The organism is Janthinobacterium sp. SUN128 (genome assembly GCF_030587275.1).
GTDB classification, from domain to species: Bacteria; Pseudomonadota; Gammaproteobacteria; order Burkholderiales; family Burkholderiaceae_D; genus Janthinobacterium; species Janthinobacterium lividum.
This window is the reverse complement of record NZ_JAPWHY010000001.1, coordinates 1,815,821-1,842,003: the sequence shown is the minus strand read 5'-3', so window position 1 is coordinate 1,842,003 and position 26,183 is coordinate 1,815,821. Positions and strand designations below refer to the sequence as shown.

Sequence of the window (26,183 nt, the reverse complement as noted above, 5' to 3'; positions counted from 1 at the left end):
GGCCGCTCTCACCCAATAACAATAGCAAGGGGAGGGCGACACCTTATGGAGACCAGCATGACCATCGCCCACGCGGCCCCCCCCGCCACCCCGGCGCCCGTCCTCGACGCGGCCACCGTTCAACTGGAACAGCAAGTGATGCGCAAGGTATCGCGCCACCTGCTGGGATTCTTGTTCCTGCTGTTCGTGTTTTCCTTTCTTGACCGCATCAATATCGGCTTCGCCGGCCTGACCATGATGCAAGACCTGGGCCTGTCCGGCACCCAGTTCGGCTTTGCCACCACCCTGTTCTACATCGCCTACATCGCGTGCAGCATTCCCAGCAACATCGTGCTGGCGCGCATCGGCGCCCGTAAATGGATAGGCAGCATGATGATCGCTTGGGGCCTGGCCTCGACGGCGACCCTGTTTGCCAGCGGCCCGGCCAGCCTGTACGCACTGCGCTTTCTCGTCGGCGTGACGGAAGCAGGCTTCCTGCCCGGCATGCTGCTCTATCTGACCTATTGGTTTCCCAGCGCCTACCGCGCGCGCGCCAATGCCCTGTTCATGATCGCCATGCCGGTCACGGCCGCCATCGGCTCGGCCCTGTCGGGCCTGATCCTGGGCCTGGACGGCCACTGGGGCTTGAAGGGCTGGCAATGGCTGTTCCTGCTGGAAGGCATGCCATCCGTGCTGCTGGGCCTGGCCGTGTATGGCTACCTCGATGACTCTCCCAGCAAGGCAAACTGGCTGGGCAAGCTGGAACAGCAGGTGCTGGCGCGCATGCTGGCGGCCGAACACAAGCCGGTGGCAGCGAAGGAAAAAGGCTCGGTACTGGCGGAAATGTGCTCGCCTACGGTATTGAAGTTCGGCATAGCCTATTTTTGCCTGGTGAATACTTTGGCCATGGTGGCCGTGTGGACGCCGCTGATCGTGAAAAGTTTCAGCGGCGACGCCAGCAACACGCAGATCGGTCTGCTGGCGGCCATCCCGCAGGTGTGTACCGTCATCGGCATGATTGCCTGGGGCCGCCGCTCGGACCGCCTGCAGGAGCGCCGCTGGCATATCGTCTGGCCCATGCTGCTGTCGGCCTTTGGCTGGCTGTTCACCGCGTATTCAGCCAACCCCATCGTGCAATTGCTGGGCGTGTGCATGGCCTCGACGGGCGCATACACGGCCATGTCCGTCTTCTGGACGACGCCGGACCGGGCCCTGAGCCTGGGGGCGCGCGCCATCGGCATCGCCGTCATCAATGCCACGGGCAATATCGGCTCGGCCCTGAACCCCGTCGTCGTGGGCTGGCTGAAGGATCTGACACACAGCTTTGCCACGGGCTTGCTGTACGCCAGCGTGCTGCTGGTGGCGGGCGCGGCAATCGTGCTGACCCTGCCGATTGCGCGCGGCGGCAAAGACCATACTTGATCGAAGAGGACCCATCATGAGCGACACGTTTCACCCTTACCCCCATGTGCCGAAGGTGTATCCGCCTGGCAAACCGGCCGGCGCCGCCACGCAGCATGTCCCGGTGCTGATCGTCGGCGGCGGTCCCGTGGGCCTGGCCACGGCCCTGGGCCTGGCCCGCCACGGCGTGCGCTCGGTGCTGATCGAGGCGGACGATGGCGTCTGCACGGGCAGCCGCGCCATCTGCATCTCGCGGCGCAGCCTGGAGATCATCGAACGTCTGGGCGCGCTTGACGGATTTCTGGCCAAGGGCTTGCCGTGGGCGGGCGGACGCAGCTTTTACCGCGACGAGGAAGTACTGCACTTCACGATGCCGCAAGACGCGAACCAGAAGCTGCCGCCCATGGTCAACCTGGCGCAATACCATATCGAGCAATTCCTGCTCGATGCGGCCGAGCGCCAGCCGGAGCTGATCGATATCCGCTGGCAAACGCGGGTCACCGGCGTGGATCAGCGCGCCGACGGTGCCACCGTCAGCGTGGCCACGCCCGATGCAAGCTACCAGATCGAGGCGGACTGGCTGGTGGCGGCCGATGGCGGGCGCAGCGCCGTGCGCGAGGCGCTGGGCTTGAAACTGCAGGGCACCAGCTATGAAGGGCGCTATGTGATCGTCGACATCCACCTGAAGAGCGACCGTCCGACGGAGCGCCTCGCGTATTTCGACCCGCCGTCGAATCCCGGCTCGACCGTGCTGGTGCACAAGCAGCCTGACGATATCTGGCGCATCGATTACCAGTTGCGCGACGACGAGGATGCGCAGGCGGCCGTGCTGCTGGAAAACGTGGCACCGCGCGTGGACAGCCTGCTGGCCATGATGGGAGAAACGGCGCCGTGGCATCCCGTGTGGATCACCATCTATAAGGCCAACGCCCTGACCCTGGAAAAATACCGGCATGGCCCCGTGCTGTTCGCGGGCGATGCGGCCCACCTCGTGCCCATCTTCGGCGTGCGCGGCGCGAACTCGGGCATCGACGATGCGGACAATCTGGCCTGGAAGCTTGCCTACGTGGTCAAAGGGCAGGCGCCGCATGCCCTGCTGGACAGCTATTCGGACGAGCGCGTATTCGCCGCCCGTGAAAACCTGCGCCACGGCACGAAAAGCACGGAATTCATGGCGCCGCCCACGTTTGCCTTCGACCTCATGCGCACGGCCGTGCTGGGGCTGGCGGGCAAGCATGCGCATGTGCGCTCCCTGATCAACCCGCGCCAGACCAGCGCCATCGCGTATGCGCAGTCGCCCCTGAATGCGCCGGAATCGGGTGTGTTTTCCACTGGCCCCGCGCCGGGCACGGTCTTGCCCGAGTGTCCGCTGGCGCTGCTGCAAGACGGCGCGCAGCAAGCGGGGTATATTACCGATTTGCTGAAACGCGTTGATGGCCATTTCACGGGACTGTACTTCAGCGAGGAAGGGTCTGTACCATCCGCACTGGCGGCGCTGGGCGACACCTTGCCGTTGACGACCGTGGCGATTTCCTGCAGCGGGGAGCAAGGGTGCGCCTGGGACCACACGGCGCAGGTATTCTCGCTATTCGACCCGCAGCCAGGCAGTTTTTACCTCGTGCGCCCGGACGGCCACGTGCTGGGGCGTTGGCGGCAGGTGCAGGCGGGGCAGGTGGCGGCTGCGTTGGCGAGGGCAGGCATCGCCCGATCAAAGTAACAAGGAGATAACATGACCGACATCGAACTGGATAATCTTTACACCGAGTTGTGCCACACCATGGGTGGCCTGGGCGAACAGCGTTCGCCCTTGTTCCTCGCCCGCTTCGCCTTGCTGGCCATGGGCGCCATCGGCAAGGCCGACGTGGTGCAAGGCTTGCTGCGCGACGCGGCCGACGGACTGGGGGAGCGCGCATGATAGGCGCCGGCTACCAAAGCGGCTTCGGCAACGAATTTGCCACGGAAGCCGTGCCCGGCGCCTTGCCGCAGGGGCAGAATTCGCCGCAGCGGGCGCCCCTGGGCCTGTACGCGGAGCAACTCTCGGGCACGGCCTTCACGGCGCCGCGTGCGCAGAACCGGCGCTCGTGGCTGTACCGCATCCGACCCGCCAGCCAGCATCCGCCATTCACCCTGGCTGAAAATACCCGTATCGTCAGCGATTTCCACTTCATGCCGCCTACGCCGCCCAACCAGCTGCGCTGGGACCCGCTGCCGCTGCCCGACAGCGCCACGCCGGTGGACTTCATCGATGGCTGGCAGACGATGGCCGGCAACGGCAGCGCCGAAGCGATGAGCGGCTGCGCCATCCACGTGTACGCGGCCAACCGGTCCATGCAGCGCTTCTTTTATTCGGCCGATGGCGAACTGCTGGTCGTGCCGCAGGAAGGCCGGCTGGCCATTGCCACGGAGCTGGGCTTGATCGAGCTGGAGCCGCAGGAAATCGCCGTGATTCCCCGCGGTGTGCGCTTCCGCGTGACCCTGCCGGACGGCCAGGCGCGCGGCTATGTGTGCGAAAACTTCGGCACGGCCTTCCGCCTGCCCGACATGGGCCCCATCGGCTCGAACGGCCTGGCCAACAGCCGCGATTTCCTCACGCCGCACGCGGCGTATGAAGACATCGACGGCGAATGCGAACTGCTGGCCAAGTTCGGCGGCCACCTGTGGCGCACGACCCTGGACCATTCGCCGCTGGACGTGGTGGCCTGGCATGGCAATTACGCGCCCTACAAATACGATTTGCGCCGCTTTAACACCATCGGCTCGATCAGCTACGACCATCCGGACCCGTCGATCTTCCTCGTGCTGCAGGCGCCCAGCGAAAACCCGTTATTCGGTGCCATCGACTTCGCCATCTTCCCGCCGCGCTGGCTGGCGGCCGAACATACCTTCCGGCCACCGTGGTTCCACCGCAACGTGGCCAGCGAATTCATGGGGCTGATCCACGGCGTGTACGACGCCAAGGCTGCCGGTTTCGTGCCGGGCGGCGCCAGCCTGCACAACTGCATGTCCGGCCACGGCCCCGATGCGCAGACGTTCGAGCGCGCCTCGCACAGCGACACGTCCGCGCCCGTGAAGGTGGCCGACACCATGGCCTTCATGTTCGAGACGCGCACGATCCTCAAGCCCACGCCGTTCGCGCTGGACGGCGGCCTGCTGCAAAACGACTATTACGCGTGCTGGCAAGGCTTGCGCAAGCATTTCGATCCGGACCAGGCTTAGTCACAGCGCAGTCAGGCGGCCCGCGCCCGCGCCACCGTATGCGGGTTGGCGGGCCGCGCCAGTCCGAGATTGCCGCGCAGGGTGCTGGCCGCGTATTCCGTGCGGAACAGGCCGCGCCGCTGCAGCTCCGGCACCACCAGGCGTGTAAAATTCTCGAAGCCTTGCGGCAGCAGCGGCGGCACGACGTTGAAACCGTCCGCGCCCCGTTCCACGAACCACTGCTCCATCAAGTCGGCCACCGTCTTGACGGAGCCGATCGCTTGCAGGTGACCGCGCGCGACCCTGAAGCGCAGCACCAGCTGGCGCAAGGTCAGGTTCTCGCGGCGGGCAAGCTCCAGCTGCTGCTGGAAGCGCCCCTTGCCGTTGTCGCCCGCCTGGTAGGGCAGGTCGGGCAGGGGGCCGTCGAGCGGATAGCCGGACAAGTCAAAACCGCCAAATTCCAGGTTGCTGAAGTCGACCAGGTCCTGCAGTGCGCCAAATTGATCCTGCGCCTGCTGGTCCGATTCGGCCACCACCACGGAAAGCCCGGGCGTGACCTTCAACTGGTCTTGCGCGCGGCCGTATGTCGCCATGCGGCCCTTCACGTCCGCGTAATACGCCTGCGCCACGGGCAGCGACGTGGCGGAGCAGTACACCATTTCGGCCAGGCGCGCGGCAAATTCGCGCCCTGTCTCTGAATTGCCCGCCTGGACCAGCACGGGGTGGCCCTGCACGGGACGGGGCAAGTCCAGCAAGCCTTGCGAGGCGAAATACTCGCCCTGGAAGTCCAGCGGGTGGCCCGCTGCCGGCTGGTAGAACTGGCCGGCGGCGCGGTCTGGCCGGTCGAAGGCGTCGTCATCCCAGCTATCCCACAGGGCCCTGGACAGGGCGACGAATTCGTCGGCCCGCGCATAGCGCTCCGCATGGCTGCACGGTGCATCGATGCCGAAATTGCGCGCCGTATGCTCGCCAAACGATGACACGACGTTCCAGCCCGCGCGCCCGCCGCTCAGGTGGTCGAGCGAACTGAATTTGCGCGCCACGTGGTACGGGTGCTCGTAATTGGTATTGACCGTGGCGATCAGGCCGATATGGCTGGTGACGGCGGCAATCGCCGACAGCAGGGTAAACGGCTCGAACGGCAGGCCGATGGCGGCGCGGCCAGTCTCGGGCGTGACGTCGCCGGCGCGGCCGATGAAGTCGGCGATGAAGAAGCTGTCGAACTTGGCCGCCTCGGCCAGCCTGGCGGCGCGCAGCCACCAGGCCAGGTCGGGCCGGCCGCTGGCGCTGGCCGATGGATGGCGCCAGGCGGCCGGATGGTGGCCGTGGCGTTGCAAAAAAACGTTCAGGACAAGCTGGCGTGCTGGCATGGGGAAGTGCTCCGTGGTGCGCAGGCGACATTGCCTGCTCCCCATCCTGAGCAAACTCCGGGCCAGCATGGGAGCAGCGCCTGCATATGCAAAATCCGGATAAGCTAGCGCGGCACCATTCGTTCACGCCTGGAGATGGTGCGCGGTATAGTCGGCCCATGGAACTCTTAGCCCACAACTTCAGCAGCGATTTCGCGCGCAGCGCCCACCTTGCCCGTGGCGCCGGCGATGACGGCGACAGCGAGGCGCTGGTCGCCTTCCGCGACCCGCAGCAAATGAGCTTGCTGGTGCGCGCCACGGCCTTTGTCTTTGCCGACCCCCGCTCGCGCCAGTTGCACGAGCTGATCGAACGCATCGCCCCCAGCGAGGCGACGGTGCTGATCACGGGCGAAACGGGGACGGGAAAAGAACTGATCGCGCGCCACGTGCACGGCTTGAGCGGGCGCGCCGAACAGACCTTTGTGGCGATCAATTGCGGCGCGTTTTCCGAAACCCTCGTCGAGAGCGAGCTGTTTGGCTATGAAAAAGGCGCGTTTACGGGCGCCCAGCAGGGCAAGCCCGGCTGGTTCGAGACGGCCAGCGGCGGCACCCTGTTCCTCGATGAAATCGGCGACTTGCCGCTGGCGATGCAGGTCAAGCTGCTGCGCGTGCTGCAGGAGCGCGAAGTGGTGCGCCTGGGCGCGCGGCGCGCCATTCCCATCGACGTGCGCCTGATCGCCGCCACCAACGTGGATCTGGCCGAAGCCGTGCGGGCCGGGCGCTTCCGCGAAGACCTGTATTACCGCTTGCAGGTGATTGGCCTGCCGCTACGCCCCTTGCGCGAGCGCCCGGGCGACATCATGCCGCTGACGCGCCATTTCATGGCCATCTATGCGCAGCGATTGCACCTGGGCGAGGTGGAGCTGGGCCCCGACGCGCAGCAAGCCTTGCTCGCTTATCCATGGCCCGGCAATATCCGCGAACTGGAAAACGTCATCCATCGCGCGCTGCTCGTGTGCCGCAGCGGCGTCGTGCGCGCCGAGGACTTGAGTTTGTCAGGCTGGCACAGGGCGCCTGCTGCAGCACCGGCCGCTATACCTGTTCCAGACGCCTGGGCCGGCGGTGCCGATATCGCCTATGCCGCCCACGGCGCGTCCGGCCAGGACGATTTATTGGCGGCCGAGCGCTTCGCCCGCGCCTGGCAAGCCTTGCTCGACTCGGGCGAGGCAGTGGAATTCGAAGCCATGCAGCAGGAACTGGTGCGCGCCGCGTGGGAGCGCAATGAGCGCAACCAGGTGCGCACGGCCAGGCACCTGAACCTGAGCCGCAATATCCTGCGCACCTTTTTGAAAAAGGCGGGTGCCATCGATTAGGCGGATGATGTACCTCCTGGAGCCGGACCCGCAGCGATGCGGCTCCGGCTTTTTTCATGGCTGCTGCGGGCGCAGCATATTGCTGCCCTGGCTGCAGCCGGTTGCTGCGTAAGCAGCAGCTTCGGGCGTCGATGGGTATCCAGCACATGGCATGTTTTCTGCGAGGAGGGAAGGGCAGGCCGCTGCGCGCAGGTATCCAAAGCGCCCAGCGGTGTTTTCTTCGACCCACGACAGGAGTCCATGCATGACCATAGAATTCATCTGGCAATTGCCTACCAGCGGCGATGGCCGTTACGCGGCACCCGGCATCACGCGCAGGGGCGAACGGGCCGCCGGCGCGCCCAGTCCCCTGCAGGCGGGCGTGAGCGACCCGCGCGGCGCGCGTCCGCCCTTCAATTATTTCGATTACCTGCACCAGATCGCCCGCGCGGCCGATCTTTCCGGCTTCGACGGCATCCAGATACGCCACGATACGCAGGGCGACGAAAGCTGGATCGTCGCGGGCTACCTGGCCCGCAGCACGCGCCATTTGAAACTGATCGCCGAATTCGACGCGGCCTGGGGTTCGGCCGTGTATGCGGCAAAGAACGCCGTCAGCTTCCAGCGCTTCACGGGCGGGCGCTTCGCCTGGCAGATCGGCCATGGCGGCGATGCGGCCGCGCGCCGGCGCCAGGGCGATGCGGCGCCGGAGGCCGACATCCTGCCGCGCATCGATGAATTCATCACGGTGGCGCGCGGCGTGCAGAATACGTCGCCGTTCAGCTTCAAGGGCAAGTTCTTCGAAGTGCAGGACGGCGGCTTCAAGGGGCCGCTGGCGAACCATCCCGTCAACGGCATCTATTTGACTGGCGATAGCCCCGAAGCGCTGGCCCTGTCGGCACGCCAGGCCGACGTGCACGTGTTCGATGCGGCGCCGCAGGCGGATTTGCAGCCTGTCATCGACAGCCTGCAAGCGCAGGCGCGCCAGCTGGGCCGCGCCGTGACGGCGGGCTTGCGCATCGACGTGCTGGCGCGCGAAACCTTCGACGAAGCCTTGCGCGACGCGCGCCGCTACCGCAGTGGGGCAGGGCTGCCCGACGATGCATCATTCGACGGCAGTGCCGCAGCCTTCTGGCCCGGCTTTGCGCAAGCGCAAACGGGCGCCCACGGCGCCCTGGTCGGCAGCTATGCACAGGTCAGCGCCACGCTGGAGGCGTATGCGCAAGCTGGTATTTCCAGCTTCGTGCTGGCGGCCATCCCCCATTTCGAGGAAGCCTACCGCATCGGCGAGCACGTGCTGCCCCGCGTGCGGGCAGCGTTGCGCGCGCAGCTGCAAGCGGCTTGAGTTCCTGTATCCAACCTACTGAAGGAGTACCTGCATGGCTATCGATTTCTTCTGGCGCATCCCCACGCATGGCGAACCGAGTTCGCATCGCGCCCGCACGCCGTTTCGCGGCGACTGGTTTCCCGGCAATGACAACTTGCGCCAGTCCGGCCTCGGTGGCGGCGGCGCCGACGGTTTTACGTATATTGACTACCTGGCCGAGATCGCCCGCGCCGCTGAAATATCGGGCTTCCAGGGCGGCCTGATCCCGTCCTTCCCCATGACGGACGAACCGTGGGCGATTTCTGCGCTGCTGGCGCGCGAAACGCGCACCTTCCGCTTCATGATCCCGTTCCAGCCCGGTTTCTTGAACCCCGTGGTGGCCGCGCGCATGACGGCCAGCCTGCAGCGGGCCACGGGCGGGCGCGCCCTGTACAACGTCATCACGGGCGGCGGCGGTCCGGCGCAGCTGTGGTGGGGCGATTCGGCCGGCCACGACGACCGCTACACGCGCACGACGGAATTTCTCGACGTGGTGCGCGGTGTGTGGCGCGGCGGGCCGTTTTCCTACCAGGGCAAGTTCTACCAGGTGGAAGACGCGGGACTGGCCACGCCGCTGTCGGAGCAGGATTTCCCCGAGATCTATTTTTCCGGCTCGTCCGACGCGGCCTTGGGTTCCGCCTCGAAGCACGCCGACTACTACCTGACGTGGCTGGAACCGTTCGAGCAGCTGCGCGAGAAATTCGCCCGCGTGCATGAAAAGACGGCGCTGCTGGGGCGCAAGATCAAGTGCGCCGTGCGCGTCGACATCGTGGCCCGCGCCACAGAGGAAGAGGCATGGGACGAGGTGCGCAAGGGCTTTGACGCCGTCGATCCCGCCACACTGCGCCAGTTCCTCGGCGCCGATGGCGGTGATTCCGTGGGCGCGGCGCGCCAGCGCGGCAACCGCCCGACGACCCTGAACAGCTACAAGGAATTGATCACGGCGCCGAACATCTGGTCAGGCTTCAATCTGCTGCGCGGCGGCCAGACGCAGGGCATTGTCGGCAGCTACCAGCAGGTGGCCGAACGCCTGGACGAACTGGTGCAACTGGGCGCCGACGCCTTCATCCTGGCCAGCACGCCGCACCTGGAGGAAGCCTATCGCGTGGGCGAAGAAGTGCTGCCCCTCGTGCGCGGGCATACGGCGGCACTCTTGCGCGCCGCCTGAGGCATTCCCCTGTTGCCGCGACAGCAGCGCCACCGCCTGCTGTCGCGCAGGCAGCACGCGGCAGCGCCGCTGCTGCCAAATCAACAGCACTATCATCACGATAGTCTTCCTTTGAAATCAATCACTTGACTCCCATTTTGCTGCGCTGCGGCAGCGGGCATGCCCCTTGCAATACCAGTCATCACCATCTCGCGTTTTGACTTTACTCAAGGATAATCACCCATGCGCCGTTCGACTGCCCCCGCCGCCTTCTCCCCATCTCCTCTTCATTTGACGCCAGTGCGCCGCGCGCTGCGCTCGGCCTTCGCCATCGGCGGGCTGATGCTCGTCCACGGCATGGCGCATGCGGAAACGCCTGGCGCCGATGTCATTGCCGCGGCCGACGCGAACGGTGGGGGCGAGGGCGCCTCCCTGCAATCGGTGACGGTGACGGCGCAAAAGCGCGAGGAATCGGCGCAAAAGGTGCCGAGCGCGATCACTGTATTGGGCGGCAAGGAACTGCTCGATACGGGCATCGGCCGTTCGGCCAGCGAAATCCTCAACTACGTGCCGAACGCCTCGGCCGGCACGCAGCAGCATGGCCGCCCGCGCTGGTGGATACGCGGCGTCGGTGCGGGCCAGCAGCAAATCGATTTTCCGAACCCCGTCGGCTTTTACCTCGACGACGTCTACATCAGCAATTCCAGCGCCACGGGCTTTCCCCTGTTCGACCTGGACCGGGTGGAAGTGCTGCGCGGGCCGCAAGGCACCTTGTGGGGCAAGAACACGACGGGCGGCGCCATCAACGTCATTTCGCGCAAGCCGTCGTTCAAGTCCAGCGGCTACGCCAAGCTGGACTACGGCAGCTACGACACCAAGCTGGCCGAGGGCGCCATCGGCGGCGCGCTGGTCGACGAAGTGCTGGCGGGGCGCCTGTCCTTCCACACGGAGCAGCAGGACAAGGGCCGCTTCCACAACCAGTTTACGGGCGAGCGCGATGGAAAGCTCAAGGACAGCGCCATCCGCGGCCAGCTCAAGGCCCTGATCGGGCGCGACCTGACGGCGAACCTGAACCTGCATTACCGCGACTACACGACCAAGGGCGCCACCACCACGGTGGCCAGCTATGGCGCGAATGGCGTCTACCGCAACGGCTACATCCCCAGCACCAATCCCGATGACGTGAGCACGAATGCGCCGGCCGACAGCGACGTGACGCAGGGCGGCGCGCAGCTGAACCTGGAATACGCGCTGGGCGAGCTGACCCTGACGTCGATCACGGGCTATGAAAACTTCCGCAACGAAGCCACGGGCGACAGCGACAATACGCCGCTGGAAGTGGGCCGCAGCCGCTCGAAGGCCAGCAGCCGGCAAGTGTCGCAGGAGCTGCGCCTCACATCGCCGCAAAACGGCGCCGTGAGCTGGGTCGCGGGGCTGTTCTACTTCAATGAAAAGATCGATTCCGATTCGGCCGGTGCGCGCCTGCCCAACGGCACCGTGCCGGCGCTGGCGGGCAGCACGCAGCCCGTCGGCTACAACCGCACGATCTACCAGCACAAGGCGCGCAGCGCGGCCATCTTCGGCAGCACGACCGTCAACTTCAGCGAGCAGTTCCTGTCCACGTTTGGCCTGCGCTGGACGACGGAAACCAAGGACCTCGATTTGCAGCGCGTGCAGGCCGCATCGAACACGGTGACGTTTGGCGATGCGGCCAACTGGTGGAACACGGTCAAGGGCGGCAATTACGCGGCCGCCTCGGTCGCCAACAACAATTTCACGTCGAATCCGTCGACCACGTGGAATGCGCTGACGTACGACGTGACGCCCGAATACCGCTTCAGCCGCACCCTGCGCGGCTACCTGAAATACGCGCACGGCATCAAGTCCGGCGGCTACAACACGAGCGCCACGGACGTGCGAGCATTGAATACGGTGAAGCCGGAAACCCTGAACTCGTTCGAGGCGGGCATCAAGTCGGAATGGCTGGATGGACGCCTGAATTTCAACGCCAACGTTTTTCACTATGATTACAAGAACGTGCAGGTCAATATCACGGGCGTGTACAACGGCGACCCCACGCAAAGCGTCAATTACCTGCAAAACGTGCGCAAGGCCCACGTGAATGGCGCGGAATTCGAGATCGAGGCGCAGCCGACGGACAACCTGCATATCAACGCCAATATCGGCCTGCTGCGCACGGAATTCGACGATTTCGCCATCCAGAACAATGGCGGCGACCGCTCCGGCAATGAATTCGTGCGCTCGCCCCACGTCACGGCCTTGCTGGCGGCCGATTACCGCTACCCGCTGGGCAATGGCGCGCAACTGGTCTTCAGCGGCGACGTGCGCTATACGTCCAAGCAGTACTACTATGTCGACCCGCAAAGCGACGCGCGCGACCTGCTGAACCAGGGCGGCTTCGCGCTGGCCAATGCGCGCCTGTCGTATGTGCTCCCGGGCGGCAAGCACCGCATCACGGCGTATGCGAACAACCTGGCCGACAAGGTCTACCGCAACCATACGCTCACCAGCTTCGTGCCGGGCGCCGTCAATGGCGACACCGTCATCATCGGCCAGGGCCGCACGGTGGGGGCGTCGTACACGATCCAGTTCTGAGCGTGGCTGCCTGATGTAAAAAGGCCGGCGAATTCGCCGGCCTTGTGCTTTTATGCCGCCACTTGCAGCAGCGCGTCCAGCCGCCGCTGCGCCTCTTCCAACGGCCGGCGGTCGATCCACGCCTCGATATCCACGTCGCGGTCGAGGAAACCGTGCTGCAATTGAAAATCCTTCTGCTGGCGGAACAGCGCCACCTTGTCGTCGGACAGGTCGGGCGCCAGGGTCAGGTGAAAGCCGTCGCGGTAGGCTTCGGCCACGGCGTCGGCGCCGGCCCGCGTCTCGCCCTGCAGGATGGCCAGCACGTCGGCCTGGTGGCTGCGCGCCCAGTGCGCGGCACGCAGGGTTTGCGTCAGGAAGCGCACGACCAGTTCGAAATGCTGTTCCAGCATCGTTTCATGCACGGTGATCGGGCGTGGCGTGCCGTTGTTCACGCGGAAGCGCCGGTCGGGCAGGGCGTCGATATCGATGCCCACTTCCAGCCCCGCCGCGCGGGCCGCTTCGGCCGCCGCCGCGCCTTTCACGTACACGGCGTCGACTTCTCCGCGCAGCAGCGGGGCGATGCCTTGCCACAGTCCCGCGCCCAGATTGGTCGATGCCTGGGCGTCGGCGCCCACTTCCACCAGTTGCACATCGTCGAGCGTGAGGCCGGCCGACGCCAGCACACCCTTGTAGCCGGCCAGGCTCATGCCGCGCGCGATGCTGCGCCCGCGCCTGTTCTCGCGCAAGTCCTCTGCACGGAACACGGGCAGCGCCAGGCGCTTGCCCTGCAACTGTGCGGGCTTCGTGATGCCGGAACCGGGGCGCACGAGGATGGCTTGCCATTCATCGATCCACGTCAGGCCGATCAGGCGCGTGGGCGCCCCTTGCGCGCGTGCCGGCAGGGCCAGCAGGTTGCCGCCTTCGCGCACGAGCGTGGACAGGCCGTGGTCGTAATGGTGGCGCGCCAGTTCGCCGCCCACTTCCTGCAGGGTTTTCAGGGCGATGCCGTCGCGGGCGAATTCCTCGTCCAGCCAGCCCAGTTTATAGGCCAGGCCCGTGGCCGTGGGCACGGGGCAGCGGGTGAACCAGACGGTATCGACGGCAGGAGATGGTGCGGTAGTCATGGAATTCCTTGGTGGTGGGTGGAGCCTTGAACCGTGCAGGAAACGTGCCCGCGCCGCTTGCTGGCTTGCCGACAGCGCGTGCGCACGCGGCTGCTGCCACGCCAGCAGCCGCTGTTGCGCAGGCAGCAGCCTTCCACCATTTGACTGGCCGCGGCGCTGGCACGCGTCTTGCGAAAGTAGAGGCAGTACTGACCCGTATCCCAACCCCAAAGAATGGAGCATGACATGACGGACGTGGCACAAGCGGAAGCACAACAAGTACAGGTGCAGGAATTGACGGCGGCCGAACTGGCCTTCGTGGAGCAGGTGCGCCGCGATGCGCAGATCGCCTTCGACGGCTTGCGCGAAACGGGCAGCCTGACGGCCAATGGCACGGTGGGCTTCGTCGAGCGCACGCCCGGCGGCGACAAGGTCGTGGTGGTCAACGATCCGGGCCCGTTCCGCCGCGGCCAGCCCCTGAAGGCGGCCGTGCTGGCGCTCGATGGCACGGTGATCGTGGGCGACGCGAACAACGGCGGCGCGCGCTACTTAAAACTGTTCCGCGAGCGGCCCGAGGTCACGTCGATCTCGCACGTGCATTCGCCGTCGCTGGGCGCGTGGGCGCAGACGCACCGCACCCTGCCGATCCGCTACGTGCCCGTGCAGCGCTACCAGCTGGTGCGCGAAATCCCCATCTACATCGACCGCCGCCAGCCGGAAGTCGATTTCATCCTCGGCGAAATCGCCCGCAACACGCATGCGACGGCCATCCTGGAAGCGAATGGCGGCGCCACCGTGTGGGGCAAGCAGGGCTTGCTGAAGCTGGCCGAATTCATCCTGCTGCTGGAAGAGGGCGCGAAGATCCAGATCGCGGCCGAAGCCATCGGCGGTTCGCGCGATTTTGGCCCCGGCGTGCTGCTGCAGCAATGGAAGATGAGCAAGCTGATCGACACGGCGCGCGCGCTGTCGCTGCTGCCCGCAACCGACCTGGTGTAACCCTTTCACGAACAGGCTACAGATGTCATTGAAATTCTTACATTTGAGCTGGCGCAAAGTGCTTGCCGCCGCCGTGGCGGCCAGCCTGCTGGCGCCAGCGATGGCGGCCGCCGCCGAAGCACTGCCGGCCGCCGTGCGCATCGCCGTCGTGGCCCGCACGGCGCCATCCGGCAAGACCGTGTTTGCCGGTTCGGCCGCCCAGGTGGCGTCAACGGGCTGGCTGGCGGCCGAGCTGGGCAAGCTGGGCGTGAAGCTGGAGTGGGTGCCCGTCACCACCAATTCCGTGGCCACGCAAGTCAACGAGGCGTTTGCCAACCGTTCGATCGACCTGGCCCAGTATGGCGACTTGCCGTCGATTATCGCCAATGCCTCGGGCTTGCAGACGCGGCTGATCCTGCCCGGCGGCAGCGCCAACAACACCTATCTCGTGGTGCCGAACGGCTCGACGGCCAAGTCGATCAAGGATTTGAAGGGCAAGAAGATCGCCCTGCACCGTGGCCGGCCTTGGGAATACCCGTTCGCGCGCCTGCTGGAAGCGAACGGCATGACCTTGCGCGACGTCAAGATCCTCAACCTGAATCCGCAGGCCGGTGCGGCGGCCGTGGCGACGGGCGGCGCCGATGCTTTCTTTACGCTCAGCGATGCCTTCCTTCTGGAAGATAAAAAGGTGGGCAAGATCATCTGGGCCAGCAAGGCGCCGCCGCAGGACTGGAAGATGCGCGCCGAACTGTGGGCCGACAGCGGTTTCCTGCAACGCTATCCGCAACTGGCCCAGCTGGTGGTGACGGCGTATGTGCGCGAGCACCACCGGGCCGCCGGCGCCGGCGGCGAAGACGAATACGTGCGCACGGAGGCGGCGGCGGGCCAGGTGGAAAGCGTCGTGCGGCGCGAACTGGCGGGCGACCACACGCCATGGCAGGCGCGCTGGTCGCCGTTGTTTACGGCCAGCCTGCGCCAGCATTACGTGGGCGAGGCGGCGTATGCGAAGAGCGCGGGCCTGATCGCGCGGCCCCTGCAAGTGGACAGCCTGTTCGCGCCCCAGTTCGTCAACCAGGCACTGGCGCAGCTGAAGCTGCAAACGTACTGGGCGCCATGACTTCCCTCGCCATCGCCTTGCCCCGCGCCCCTGCGCCAGCGCGTGCGGCCTCCATCCCCTGGCTGCGACGCTTCGTGCGCTCGCCGTGGTCCGTGTGGGCCTCGCCGCTCGCCCTGCTGCTGTTGTGGACGGCGGCCACCACGTTCGAGTGGATGCCTGCGCACATCTTGATGTCGCCATGGCAAGTACTGCTGACGGCCCGCGACCTGGCCGAGAGCGGCGAACTGGGCCAGCACCTGGGCATCAGCCTGTTCCGCCTGCTGGCCGGTTTCGGCCTGGGCGCCAGCTGCGGCCTGGCCTTTGGCGTCGTGCTGGGCCTGTCGCCAGGCTTGCGCAGCTACGTCGACCCCACGTTCAACGTCTTGCGCCAGTTGCCGACGGTGGCCCTGATCCCCCTGTTTATCTTGCTGTTCGGCATAGGCGAGAGTTTTAAAGTGTTTATCGTGGCCAAGGCCAGTTTCTTCATCGTCGCGCTGGCCGTGCATGACGCCATCCGCAACTTGTCGCAGCGCTACTTTGAGGTGGCGCAAGTGTATTGCTTCTCGCGCTGGCAGCGCATCCGCCTGATCGTCTTGCCGGCCATCGTGCCGGCCGCGCTGACGGGCATGCGCATCGCCCTGTCGCGTTCGTGGATGGTGTTGGTGGGCGCGGAATTGCTGGCCGCCGACAGCGGCCTGGGGCAGATGATGGAAATGGGCCGCCAAATGTTCCGCCTCGACGTGGTGATGGTGGGCGTGGTGCTGACGGGCGTGATCGGCTTCGGCCTGGACCGGGCCTGCCACGCGCTGGAAGCACGGCTGATGCGCTGGAAACGTAGCGGCGATGGCAAGGGAGGTGCCGCATGAAGCAGCGTTTGATACTGTTCATAAAAGGCGCGCTGCTGCCGCTGGCCTTGCTGGGCGCCTGGCAATGGGCTTCCTGCCAGGGCGCGGCCGCCGCCTACATCTTTGTGTCCCTGGGCGACCTGGCGCACAGTCTGCGCGACCTGGTCTTGACGGGCGAGCTGTGGGTGCACTTGCGCGCCAGCCTGGGCCGCACCCTGGCCGGCTTGCTGCTGGGCGGCAGCGCCGGCATCGTCACGGGCGCGCTGATGGCGCAGTCGCCGCTGGCGGACCGGCTGATCGGCCCGCTGTTCCACAGCATTCGCCAAGTGCCGCTGCTGGGCCTGATACCCTTGCTGGGGCTGTGGGTGGGCAATGGCGACGGCGCCAAGCTGCTGGTGATTGCCATCGCCGCCTTTTACCCGACCGTGCTCAACACGTATGCGGGCATGCGCCAGGTGGAAGGACGCTTGCGCGAAGTGGGGCAGGTGCTGACCCTGACGCGCTGGCAGACCCTGCGCCAGATCTTGCTGCCGGGCGCCATGCCGGCCATCGTCACCGGTGTCACGCATGCGCTGGCGTTTGCCTGGCTCGCTTGCCTGGGCGGCGAACTGCTGTTTTCAGCCGGTCCCGGCATGGGTTCGTTGCTGCTCAATGGCGAAGTGTCGGGCCGCATGGATGTCGTCTTGCTGGCTGTGCTCGTGATCGCCTTGCTGGCGCAAGCGATGAACGTGGCGTTTGCACGCCTCGCGCGCCTGCTGGTGAAGGGGCGCAGCAGTGAGTGAATCCCTGCCATTCCAACCGGACGCGGCTGTCAGCGCCCGCGAAGGGGAGTTGCGCGCCTTCTTGCTGCGCTTTATCGGCCTGACTTTGTTGTCGGGCGTGACCATCGGCATGAACAAGGTGCTGGCCACCTTGCTGGGGCTGCATTTGCACGTGAGCAATTTCCAGCTCGCCGCGATCAGCAGCGCGGAAACCCTGGCCATGGCGCTGGGCACCATTCCGGCCGGCTACATCTTGTCGCGTGGCAATCCGAAGCATCTGTATGCGGGTGTCAGCCTGAGCCTGGCGCTGGCCTTTTGCGTGCTGCCGTGGCTGCCCGGCTGGCAATGGGTGGCCTTGCTGATGTTTCTCGTCGGCCTGTGCATCTCGCTGCGCATCGTGGCCATGAGCACCGTGTTTCTCGTGCGCCTGCCGGAACTGGGGCAGGGCAAGGCGGGCTGGTACAAGGGAACATTAATTCTCGGCATGCAATTCCTCGGCCCCTTGTGCGGCAATTACCTGATCGCGCAACTGGGGCTGAAGGCAGGCTTCTTGATCTCGGCCCTGATGTTCGCCATCCTGGCCGTGCTGGGCTGGCAAGTGTTGCCCAGCAATACGGCGCCGCGCAAGCTGGAAGGCCAAGCCTTGCTGCCCGGCGCGGCCAGCCTGCGCGAACTGCTGCGCCTGCCCATCGTGCGCGTGACTTACCTGTTCGAGATCCTCGCCAGCTTCACGGCGTCCAGCGTGGGCGTGTTTTCCATCCTGCTGGCCATCCGCGTGCTGCACTGGCCTGCGCATCATTCCGTCTGGCTGATGGCCGTGCAGGGACTCAGCTGCGTGCTGGTGCTACTGTTCCTCGGGCGCTTCGTGCTGGCCAGCCGCTACCGCGAGCAGCTGTATGGCGGCGCCCACCTGGCCATCATGGCCGCCTTGCTGATCCTCGGCTTGTGGCCCAGCAGCATCGCCTACCTGACCGCCTCCGTGCTGCTGGGCCTGGGCCTGGGCGTGAATAACCTCGTCAATACGGACAATATCGCCCGCGCGCCCGTCGACAAGGCCAGGGTCTCGGCCCACTTGACCCTGTTCGGCATGGTGGGCGGCACGGCCGGCGCGCTGGCGGCGGGCCGCCTGGCCGACCTGACGGGCTTGCGCAATGTGTTCCTGATCTGGCTATTTCCCTGGCTGGCCGCCTGGCTGGCGTTCCACGGCAGCCGCTTGCTGCGCCGGGCGCCGCCCGCCGCCATTCCTTCCTTCGATCCTAACGCAGAGAGTGCGCCATGAATGATGTTGTTTCCCCCTCGGCCCTGTCGCCGCACAAGCTGCACTCGAGCGGCGGCTTGCAGGTGCAGCACGTGAGCAAGTCGTTTTCGCTGAAAGGCGCGCCGCTGCTGGTGCTCGACGATATTTCCCTGACCATCGCGCCGGGCGAATTCGTCGCCATCGTCGGTGCGTCCGGCTGCGGCAAGTCGACATTGCTGCGCCTGCTGGCGGGCCTGGACACGGATTACACGGGCTTGCTGCTGCACGATGGCGTGCCCATCCGGGGCACGGACTTGCACCGCGGCCTCGTGTTCCAGGATCACCGCCTGTTTCCCTGGCTGACGGTGCAGCAGAACGTGGCCGTGGCGTTCAGCAATACCCGTGTGCCCTTGGCCGAGCGCGCATCGCGCGTGGCGGCGGAAATTACGCGCGTGGGCCTCGACGGCTATGCGGATGCGTATCCGCATCAATTATCGGGCGGCATGTCGCAGCGGGCCGCGATTGCCCGCGCCCTCGTGGGGCGGCCCGATGTGCTGCTGCTGGATGAACCGCTGGGCGCGCTCGACGCGCTGACCCGTTTGCGCCTGCAGCAGGAGCTGCGCCGCCTGTGGCAGGACGAGGGCATCACCATGGTCATGGTCACGCATGATATCGATGAAGCCGTCTACCTTGCCGACCGCATCGTCGTGCTCGATGCGCGTCCGGGCAAGGTGCGCCGCGTGCAGGACGTGCCGCTGGCCCACCCGCGCCAGCGGGGATCTCCGGGCTTTGTCGCCATCCGCGATGGCTTGCATGCGGATTTCAGCGACCTGGACGACACGCATGCGCCCTTGGCGCAGGATGTAGATCCCAGCAGTTCATGGGATGGCAATGAATGGGCGCGCAGGATGGCGCTGTAGTTTCCTTTTTGACCGGTCCACCCACTCTGGAGATACAAGATGAGCAATAACAACGCACTCGACACCCTGTGGTACACGCGCTGCCCCGTCCCGACGGGCCTGGGAATTTCTCTGCAGCAGGGCTGGCTGGAAGAGGCCTTGCGCGCCGACGGCACCAGCTTGCGCTCCTTGCGCGAGTCGGAGCAGGAAGCCGTGCGCGAATCGCATTTCGACCACACCCTGCAGAACTCCGTGCGTCACGGCGGCAATATCCCGGCACTGTGGGCGCGCGCGGCGGGACGCGAGACGCGCGTGATCGGCCTGTCGTGGTCGGATGAGACGCAGCTGATATTGACCTTGCCCGGCAGCGGCATCCAGACGGTGCGCGACTTGAAGGGCCGGCGTTTCGGCTTGCCATTATGGAGCAAGGCGCAGATCGACTTTGCGCGCGCGCAAGCCTTGCGCGGGCTGGAGAACGCGCTGAGCCTGGAAGGGCTGGCCGTGGCGGACGTGGAACTGGTCGATTATGTGGTCAGCACGGGCCAGAGCGAAACGGCGCCGGAAACGGGCGCGGCTACAAACCTGTTCAGCGGCGCGCGGCGCGGCGGGCAAAGCCCGGAACTGCTGGGGCTGCTGCGGGGCGAGGTGGACGCCATCTTCCTGAAAGGCGCCTCGGCCGCCCAGCTGGCGCAGCAGTTCGGCCTGCATACGGTAATCGACACGGGCATCCATCCGGAGCCTCTGATCCGCGCCAACAATGGCACGCCGCGCACCCTGAGCGTCGATGCGCACCTGCTGGACAATCATTTTAGCTCTGCCGTGACCTTGGTCGAGCAAGTGCTGCGGGCCGAAGCGTGGGCGCGCGGCCATGCGGACGAGACGCGGCGTTTCCTCGCGCGCGAATCGAATGCCAGCGAGCACTGGGTGCAAGTGGCTTACGGCAAGGATGCGCATCTGCGCCTGGACACGGACCTGGCGGAATCGTCGGTCGCGGGTTTGCAGGATTTCAGCGATTTCCTGTTCCGCTGGAACTTCCTGCCCAGCAAGGTCGACGTGCGCGCCTGGATCGATCCCCGTCCCTTCGAAGCGGCGCTGGCGCAGACGCGCCGGGCGGCTTGAGCGGGAAGCACGTCGACAGTGGCCATGCTTGATGATGAGGAGAATGCGATGCGGCGACGCACGGTGATGGGCGGGCTGGCCTTGCTGCCCCTGGCGGGACAGGCTGTGTCGGCGAAGGCGGGGGCGCCGCCGGCGGCCCTGCGCATCGCCTCGACGGGTTTTGCGGAAAACGGCAAGGCGGAACTGGGCGGCATCGCTTACCGGGTGCAGCAGGAAGGCTGGCTGGCGCGCGAACTCAAGCAGCGGGGCGTGCGGCTGGAATGGCTGCCCGTCACGGGCGACACGGGCGCCACCATGAATGAAGCGTTCGCCAGCGGGCGCATCGACATGGCCGCGTATGGCGACTTGCCGTCCGTTATCCTGAACGCGGGCGGCGTGCGCACGCAGGTGATCGTGCCAGCGGGGCGGGGCACGGACCAGTTCCTGCTGGTGCCCACCAGTTCGCGCGCCACGTCATTGGCCGAGCTGAAAGGCAAGCGCATCAGCGTGCACCGGGGCCGGCCGTGGGAACTGGGCTTGCGCCAGCTGATCGCCGACCAGCACATGTCGCCCACGGATTTCCGCCTGATTAATATGGACCTCAAACCGGGCACGGCCGCGCTGGCCACGGGCGCCGTCGACGCCTTGTTCATGATCAATGGCTATCCGCTGGAAGACAAGGGCATCGGCCGCATCATCTGGTCCAGCAAGGGCTTGCCCGAGCGTAAAATGCGCGCGGAACTGTGGGCGCGGCGCGACTTTACGCAAGCCCATCCCGATATCGCCGAGCTGGTGGCCACGGCCTGGCTGCGGGCCCAGCACTGGGCGGCGCTCGACGGCAACCGCGAAGCGATCATCAAGGATGGCACGCGCAACGGCACGCCCGACAGCGTGGTGCGGCGCAGCTATGACGACCCGGGCTTGCAGTGGAAGGAGCGCTGGTCGCCGCTGTACGACGACGCCGTGTACCGCCATTACCGCCGGGTGCTGGCGTTTGCGCAGGAACAAAAATTGATCCGCCTACCGTTGACGGCGGAAGAATTGCTGGAACCGCGCTTCGTCGCGGCAGGCTTGAAAAAGCTGGGCCTGGCCAATTACTGGGAGCCGGCCAAGGTGTAGCGTCAGCGTGAGGCGTGGTTCAGTGCGGCAGGCACACGCGCCCGGCCACAACGTTGTCCGTGCCATCGCCCGCATGCGCGCGCAGTTGCAGCAGCATCAGGGCCACGCCCAGCATCAGCGCGGCTGCGCAGAGTTTCTTGTGCATCGTCTTTTCCGTTTTCACTATCTATGAAGGTGTTCAGCGATATTATTGCCCAAATTCAGCGTGCGGGCTGAGCTTGTGCCTAGCGTGCTTTACAATTATGCATCGGGCGCATCCGCGCCATCTGAATTCTATGCATAGTATGTGAAGGGAATGACAAGCCTGTGACTTCCAAGCCGATCAAGATCGCCGCCACCGTCGTCGTGGCACTCGCCGCTGGGGCCGGCATTTATAGCTACACCCGTCCCGCCGCCACCGCCACGCCGGGCGCACCCGCCTCTGGCAGCCCGGCCGCCGCGACCCAATCGACCGTCGATACGGCCGCCGTGGCCGCCCAGTTCCGCGACTTGCTGGGCAATTTCCGCAAGATCATCGTGCTGCTGGCCGACGAGCAAAGCCTGCCGGAAGGCGCGCGCGATGAAGCGCGCAAGGTGGGGCAGGCGCTGTTCCATGAAAACCAGGAGCGGATCGCCAAGCTCGATCTTGTGCTGGATCAATTGACTGCGCCCACCAATCCGGGCCGCTTCGAGGCGCTCGACAGCCTGTTGACGTATATCGAATCCGATCCCGGCCTGTACGACGCCGACCGCCTGGCTTTCCGCGAACTGCTGCAAAGCATGCTGGCCGACGTGGCCAAGGATTCCTCCTTGCCGGCGATCAAGCTGCACAAGCGCATTTCCGAAGACCTCGATGCGCTGGGCGAGATCGAGCGCAATTACGAGAAGGAAATCCGGCAAATCTTCGGCAACCTGGGCCAGCGCGCGATCGAACTCAAGCGCGAACGGTGGGATGATTACGTGGCGCAGCTGAAAAAACTCTACAGCCGCGAACAGATCCTCAAGGAAAACGGCATCGTCGTACCGTATGCGGTACCGCCGGCCGGTTCCGTGCCCGAAGCCAAGCCGGTACCAAAAAAAGATGAGGCGGAAATCTTCGGCCTGGGCTTGCCGAAGAAAACCATCGTGCTGACCTTTGACGACGGCCCGCACCGCCGCTACACGGAAGAAATCAGCGCCATCCTGAAACAGTATGGCGTGCCGGCCGTGTTCTTCAACGTGGGCCGCAACCTGGGCAGCCTGGACGCGGAAGGCCACGCCAAGCTGAACTCGGGCGCGGAAGTGAGCCGCAAGCTGATGAAGGAAGGCTATGCCGTGGGCAACCACAGTTTCAGCCACGCACAGTTGTCGAAACAGACAGGCGACAAGCTGAAAGGCGAAATCCTCGGTACCGACACCCTGTTGAAGGCCATCAGCCCCGAGCGGGCCGCGCTGTTCCGCTTTCCATATGGCGCGCGCAACAGCGAAGGCATGGCCGCGCTGGCCGATGCGCATTTGAAGTCCGTGATGTGGAATATCGATTCGCTGGACTGGGCCGACCCCGTGCCCAGCTCGATCACGAACCGCGTGCTGGCGTCCGTCGACAAGGCGGGGCGCGGCATCATTCTTTTCCACGACATCCACGAACGCACGGTGAAAGCCTTGCCGGCCGTTCTCGACAAGCTGATCGCGGAAGGCTATCAATTCGCGGGCTGGGATGGCACGAGCTTTCAGGTGGCGAAAAGTTCCGCGCCCGCGCCGGAAAAAGTGCCCGTCACCACCGGTTATGCCAATTCCTGGGCCGTGGTGATCGGCATCGATGACTACGCCAAGTGGCCGAAACTGCAATATGCAGTGCGCGACGCCCAGGGCATCCGCGAAACGCTGATTGAAAAGTTCGCCTTCGCGCCCGAGCGCGTCGTCACCCTGAAGAATGGCGAAGCGACGCGCAACAATATCCTGGCCGCCTTCCACGACAAGCTGGCGCATGGCGGCGTGCAAAAGAATGACCGCATCTTCGTGTTTTTTGCCGGCCATGGCGCCACGCGCAAGCTCAGTTCCGGGCGCGACCTCGGCTACATCGTGCCCGTCGATTCCGATCCGGCGCAGTTCGCCACGGATGCGATCCCGATGACGGAAATCCAGAATATCGCGGAAAGCCTGACGGCCAAGCATGCGTTCTTTGTCATGGACGCCTGCTACAGCGGCCTGGGCCTGACCCGCGGCGCCGGTTCCAGCTCCTTCCTGCGCGACAATGCCAAGCGCATCGGCAGGCAAATGCTGACGGCTGGCGGCGGCGACCAGCTGGTGGCCGATGGCGGGCCGAACGGCCATTCCGTGTTCACGTGGACCTTGCTGCAAGGCTTGGCGGGCAAGGGCGACCTGAACGGCGACGGCCTCATCACGGCCACGGAACTGGCGGCCTACGTGGCGCCGGCCGTGTCCAGCGTATCGAACCAGACGCCCGCCTTCGGCAGCTTGCCGGGCTCGGAAGGCGGCGATTTCGTGTTTGAATTGCCGGGCGAGACGGAGTTCCTCAGCCCGAACACGACGCAGCTGTCGACGGAAGCCATTGCCCTGAACAGCAAGCTCGACGCCAAGCCGGCGGCTGCCAGCGTGACGGTGAAGGATTTGCAGGGCGGCGAACAGAAGATCGTCACGCCAGGCGCCGTGCCGACCTCCACGCGCCAGCTGGCGCAGCGGGCCAACGACCGTGGCTTGCAGCTGTACAAGGAGAAACAATATGCGGCGGCGGAAGCGCAATTTACGGAAGCGCTGAAACTGCGGCCCGATTTCGCGCTCGCGGCGAACAACCTGGGCTTTGTCTTCTACAAGCAGGAAAAATACCGCGAAGCGGCCCGCTGGTTTGAAAACACGGTCAAGATGGATCCGTCGCGCGCCATCGCCTATCTGAATTTGGGCGACGCGTATGCCAAGGCCGGCGATGGCGTCAAGGCGAAAGCGGCCTATAAAACCTATCTGGAACTGGCGCCGACGGCTGCGACGGCGCCGGCCGTACGGCAAAAGATGGAGAAGCTGTAAGCTTGTCTTCCACCATGCCGACCGTCCACGTGTTTGCCTGCAACGGGCGCTTTCCCGGCTGGGAAGCGCTGCAGGCCTACCTGGCGCCCACATACACGGAGGATGGCGAGACCGTGCCGTCGCCATTCTTCCTGGAAACGGGACTCACGTGCTATGAGCCGGCCTGTGTTGAAAGCGCGCTGCTGGCGGCGCCAGTGCCGCTGGTGCAGTTGCTCGATGGCGTGTCGTATGGCGACAGCTGGCTGGCGCAGGCGTGCGCGGACGCGGAGGCGCAGGGCGTGCTGGCCGACACGAGCGTGTGCGTGTTTGCGCCGAATCAGCTGGCGCACCCGCAGCGCAGTTCGCTCCATTACGTGGGCAGCTACCGTTACCGGGTGGATTGATCGCCGTCCTGGCGTTCGTCATGCAATAGCTTGTTGACGGCCGCCAGCAGGCTGGTGCCCGACGTGGTGATGAAACGGGCGCCGGCCGCTTCCGCTTCCGTGCTGTAGCTGGCGACCGTATCCTTGCTGCAATACACGATGATGGGCAACGCGGGCTGGGCCTGCCGCACTTCGCGCACCGTGTGCACGCCCGCATCCTTGATGCGCTGGCGGTTTTCCACCCTTGCCATGTCCGTGATGAGCAGCGCATAGTGCTTCTGTTGCAGCATGGCCAGCGCCTGCCGCGTCGAGACCGCCTGGTCTACCTTGATGTTTTCCCGTTCCAGCTGCTCCACCAGCAAGGTATTGTTGCGCGGATGGTCGTCCAGCCACAGCACCAGGCCTGCCTGCTTTTTCTCCGCCGGCATGCCGGCCAGGGCCGTGACGGCCGCGCCCCCGTCCGGCGGATGGGCCAGCAGCAGCTGCGTCACGGCTTCCTGCATGTCTTCGAGCGATTTTTGCTGCAAGCGGCTCAGTTCCGTCACTTCGATTTCCTTGCCGCTCTCCAGGCGCACGGATTCGTTCTTGACCATGCTGTCGGCCCGCTTGATCATGATGGACAGGTAAATGCGCGTGAGCAGGTAGCCGATCAAAAAACCATGCACGGAAAAGAACAGCATGATGCCGCCCACCACGGCCATGGCGGTCGGCGTGTCGGTGGCCAGGCTGGGTGCGATGAAGGCGGCCATGCTGCGCGCGCTGCCGGGCAGGCTTTTGAGCTCGATCAAGCCCACGCCGACGATGATTTTCGTCAGCCAGTCCGACACTTCCACCAGGTTCGAATTGACCTCCATGGGCGTGGGCGTGCCCAGGAACAGGGTGTTGCCGGCGTTGCCCGCTGCCGCATCGGCTCCGGCGGCGGGCACTTCGTCCGTGGGCCGGCCCTTGCCATTGGCCCGCTCGTCGGGCGCCGCCGCGTTGACGGTGCCCGATGGCAGGCTGCGCGGTATGCCGAACAGGAATCCCAGCAGCATGCCGCTGACGCAAAAGCCCAGGCTCCACAGCAGCGCCGGCACGGCATGGTAGTGGGGTGCCAGTACCGCCCCCCCTATCACGGCCAGCAAGCCCGCCAGCAGGATGTATAGCAGGATGAATGGCAGCGCATCTTTCTTGCGCACCGCTGCCGGCGCACTGGCGCCGGCGCTGCTGGTATCCGATTTGCCCACGGCCCCTCCCAATGGATGCGGCATTGCACAAGCTGCATATGCTCATCATAGGAAGCAGGGCGGCCGTGGCATTGAGAC

22 protein-coding genes are annotated in these 26,183 nt (G+C 65.5%); 18 read left to right on the top strand and 4 right to left on the bottom strand.

Annotation, left to right across the window (positions count from 1 at the left end):
• The first annotated feature begins 57 nt into the window (after nt 1–57).
• The 4 genes from O3297_RS08385 to hmgA are packed head-to-tail and all read left to right on the top strand — an operon-like array spanning nt 58 to nt 4,596.
• Complete coding sequence (locus O3297_RS08385; RefSeq protein ID WP_305048345.1) at nt 58–1,401, top strand: MFS transporter; 1,344 nt, start codon at nt 58–60, stop codon at nt 1,399–1,401.
• A gap of 16 nt (nt 1,402–1,417) precedes the next feature.
• Nucleotides 1,418–3,097 (top strand): FAD-dependent oxidoreductase, encoded by a 1,680-nt coding sequence (locus O3297_RS08380; RefSeq protein WP_305048344.1) that lies wholly within the window; start codon nt 1,418–1,420, stop codon nt 3,095–3,097.
• Nucleotides 3,098–3,109: 12 nt separating this feature from the next.
• On the top strand, nt 3,110–3,295 hold the full coding sequence (locus tag O3297_RS08375; protein ID WP_034785812.1) for a DUF2783 domain-containing protein: 186 nt from the start codon (nt 3,110–3,112) through the stop codon (nt 3,293–3,295).
• Entirely contained in the window at nt 3,292–4,596 is a 1,305-nt protein-coding gene (gene hmgA, locus O3297_RS08370; RefSeq protein WP_305048343.1) for a homogentisate 1,2-dioxygenase, read from the top strand. The genes O3297_RS08375 and hmgA overlap by 4 nt, the downstream gene beginning before the upstream one ends.
• 11 nt (nt 4,597–4,607) lie before the next feature.
• On the opposite strand, the gene O3297_RS08365 is transcribed toward hmgA, so the two are convergent.
• The gene (locus tag O3297_RS08365; RefSeq protein WP_305048342.1) at nt 4,608–5,945 is read right to left on the bottom strand and encodes an LLM class flavin-dependent oxidoreductase; all 1,338 of its coding nucleotides are present in this window, start codon (nt 5,943–5,945) and stop codon (nt 4,608–4,610) included.
• A gap of 158 nt (nt 5,946–6,103) precedes the next feature.
• On the opposite strand from O3297_RS08365, the gene O3297_RS08360 reads away from it, so the two are divergent.
• From O3297_RS08360 to O3297_RS08345, 4 genes are all read left to right on the top strand, one after another.
• Entirely contained in the window at nt 6,104–7,297 is a 1,194-nt protein-coding gene (locus tag O3297_RS08360; RefSeq protein ID WP_099387917.1) for a sigma-54-dependent Fis family transcriptional regulator, read from the top strand.
• Between the two features lie 244 nt (nt 7,298–7,541).
• Nucleotides 7,542–8,621, top strand: coding sequence for an LLM class flavin-dependent oxidoreductase (locus O3297_RS08355; protein WP_305048341.1), 1,080 nt, complete (start codon nt 7,542–7,544; stop codon nt 8,619–8,621).
• Between the two features lie 34 nt (nt 8,622–8,655).
• Entirely contained in the window at nt 8,656–9,810 is a 1,155-nt protein-coding gene (locus O3297_RS08350) for an LLM class flavin-dependent oxidoreductase (protein ID WP_305048340.1), read from the top strand.
• 222 nt (nt 9,811–10,032) lie between these two features.
• Nucleotides 10,033–12,405, top strand: coding sequence for a TonB-dependent receptor (locus tag O3297_RS08345; RefSeq protein ID WP_305048339.1), 2,373 nt, complete (start codon nt 10,033–10,035; stop codon nt 12,403–12,405).
• A gap of 50 nt (nt 12,406–12,455) precedes the next feature.
• Here the strand turns inward: O3297_RS08345 and O3297_RS08340 are convergent, their stop codons facing one another.
• Nucleotides 12,456–13,508: an ABC transporter substrate-binding protein gene (locus O3297_RS08340; RefSeq protein ID WP_305048338.1), complete on the bottom strand. Its 1,053-nt coding sequence runs from the start codon at nt 13,506–13,508 to the stop codon at nt 12,456–12,458.
• Nucleotides 13,509–13,733: 225 nt separating this feature from the next.
• Here O3297_RS08340 and O3297_RS08335 point away from each other — a divergent pair, with 225 nt between their 5' ends.
• From O3297_RS08335 to O3297_RS08300, 8 genes are read left to right on the top strand one after another with little or no spacing between them, the layout of a single operon-like run.
• Complete coding sequence (locus O3297_RS08335; RefSeq protein ID WP_211549916.1) at nt 13,734–14,483, top strand: class II aldolase/adducin family protein; 750 nt, start codon at nt 13,734–13,736, stop codon at nt 14,481–14,483.
• A gap of 22 nt (nt 14,484–14,505) precedes the next feature.
• Entirely contained in the window at nt 14,506–15,579 is a 1,074-nt protein-coding gene (locus O3297_RS08330) for an ABC transporter substrate-binding protein (protein ID WP_305048337.1), read from the top strand.
• Entirely contained in the window at nt 15,576–16,424 is an 849-nt protein-coding gene (locus O3297_RS08325; RefSeq protein WP_305048336.1) for an ABC transporter permease, read from the top strand. Before O3297_RS08330 ends, O3297_RS08325 begins: the two co-directional genes overlap by 4 nt.
• A complete protein-coding gene (locus O3297_RS08320; protein ID WP_305048335.1) occupies nt 16,421–17,185 on the top strand; it encodes an ABC transporter permease in 765 nt (254 codons plus the stop codon). The genes O3297_RS08325 and O3297_RS08320 overlap by 4 nt, the downstream gene beginning before the upstream one ends.
• Nucleotides 17,178–18,443 carry an MFS transporter gene (locus tag O3297_RS08315; RefSeq protein WP_305048334.1) on the top strand — a complete coding sequence of 422 codons (1,266 nt, stop codon included), beginning with the start codon at nt 17,178–17,180 and terminating at the stop codon, nt 18,441–18,443. Before O3297_RS08320 ends, O3297_RS08315 begins: the two co-directional genes overlap by 8 nt.
• Nucleotides 18,440–19,321 (top strand): ABC transporter ATP-binding protein, encoded by an 882-nt coding sequence (locus O3297_RS08310; protein WP_305048333.1) that lies wholly within the window; start codon nt 18,440–18,442, stop codon nt 19,319–19,321. The genes O3297_RS08315 and O3297_RS08310 overlap by 4 nt, the downstream gene beginning before the upstream one ends.
• Before the next feature lie 39 nt (nt 19,322–19,360).
• Complete coding sequence (locus O3297_RS08305) at nt 19,361–20,419, top strand: ABC transporter substrate-binding protein (RefSeq protein WP_305048332.1); 1,059 nt, start codon at nt 19,361–19,363, stop codon at nt 20,417–20,419.
• Nucleotides 20,420–20,467: 48 nt separating this feature from the next.
• Nucleotides 20,468–21,517, top strand: a complete 1,050-nt coding sequence (locus tag O3297_RS08300) for an ABC transporter substrate-binding protein (protein ID WP_305048331.1) — start codon at nt 20,468–20,470, stop codon at nt 21,515–21,517.
• A 19-nt stretch (nt 21,518–21,536) separates the two neighbouring features.
• Here O3297_RS08300 and O3297_RS08295 read toward each other — a convergent pair whose 3' ends face one another.
• On the bottom strand, nt 21,537–21,662 hold the full coding sequence (locus tag O3297_RS08295) for a hypothetical protein (protein WP_256608825.1): 126 nt from the start codon (nt 21,660–21,662) through the stop codon (nt 21,537–21,539).
• A gap of 161 nt (nt 21,663–21,823) precedes the next feature.
• On the opposite strand from O3297_RS08295, the gene O3297_RS08290 reads away from it, so the two are divergent.
• Together O3297_RS08290 and O3297_RS08285 are read left to right on the top strand one after the other, a co-directional pair.
• Nucleotides 21,824–24,517, top strand: a complete 2,694-nt coding sequence (locus tag O3297_RS08290) for a polysaccharide deacetylase family protein (protein WP_305048330.1) — start codon at nt 21,824–21,826, stop codon at nt 24,515–24,517.
• A gap of 2 nt (nt 24,518–24,519) precedes the next feature.
• Nucleotides 24,520–24,900: an immunity 22 family protein gene (locus O3297_RS08285; protein ID WP_305048329.1), complete on the top strand. Its 381-nt coding sequence runs from the start codon at nt 24,520–24,522 to the stop codon at nt 24,898–24,900.
• Here O3297_RS08285 and O3297_RS08280 read toward each other — a convergent pair.
• Nucleotides 24,885–26,105 carry a response regulator gene (locus tag O3297_RS08280; RefSeq protein ID WP_305048328.1) on the bottom strand — a complete coding sequence of 407 codons (1,221 nt, stop codon included), beginning with the start codon at nt 26,103–26,105 and terminating at the stop codon, nt 24,885–24,887. The genes O3297_RS08285 and O3297_RS08280 overlap by 16 nt on opposite strands.
• Between the last annotated feature and the right edge of the window lie 78 nt (nt 26,106–26,183).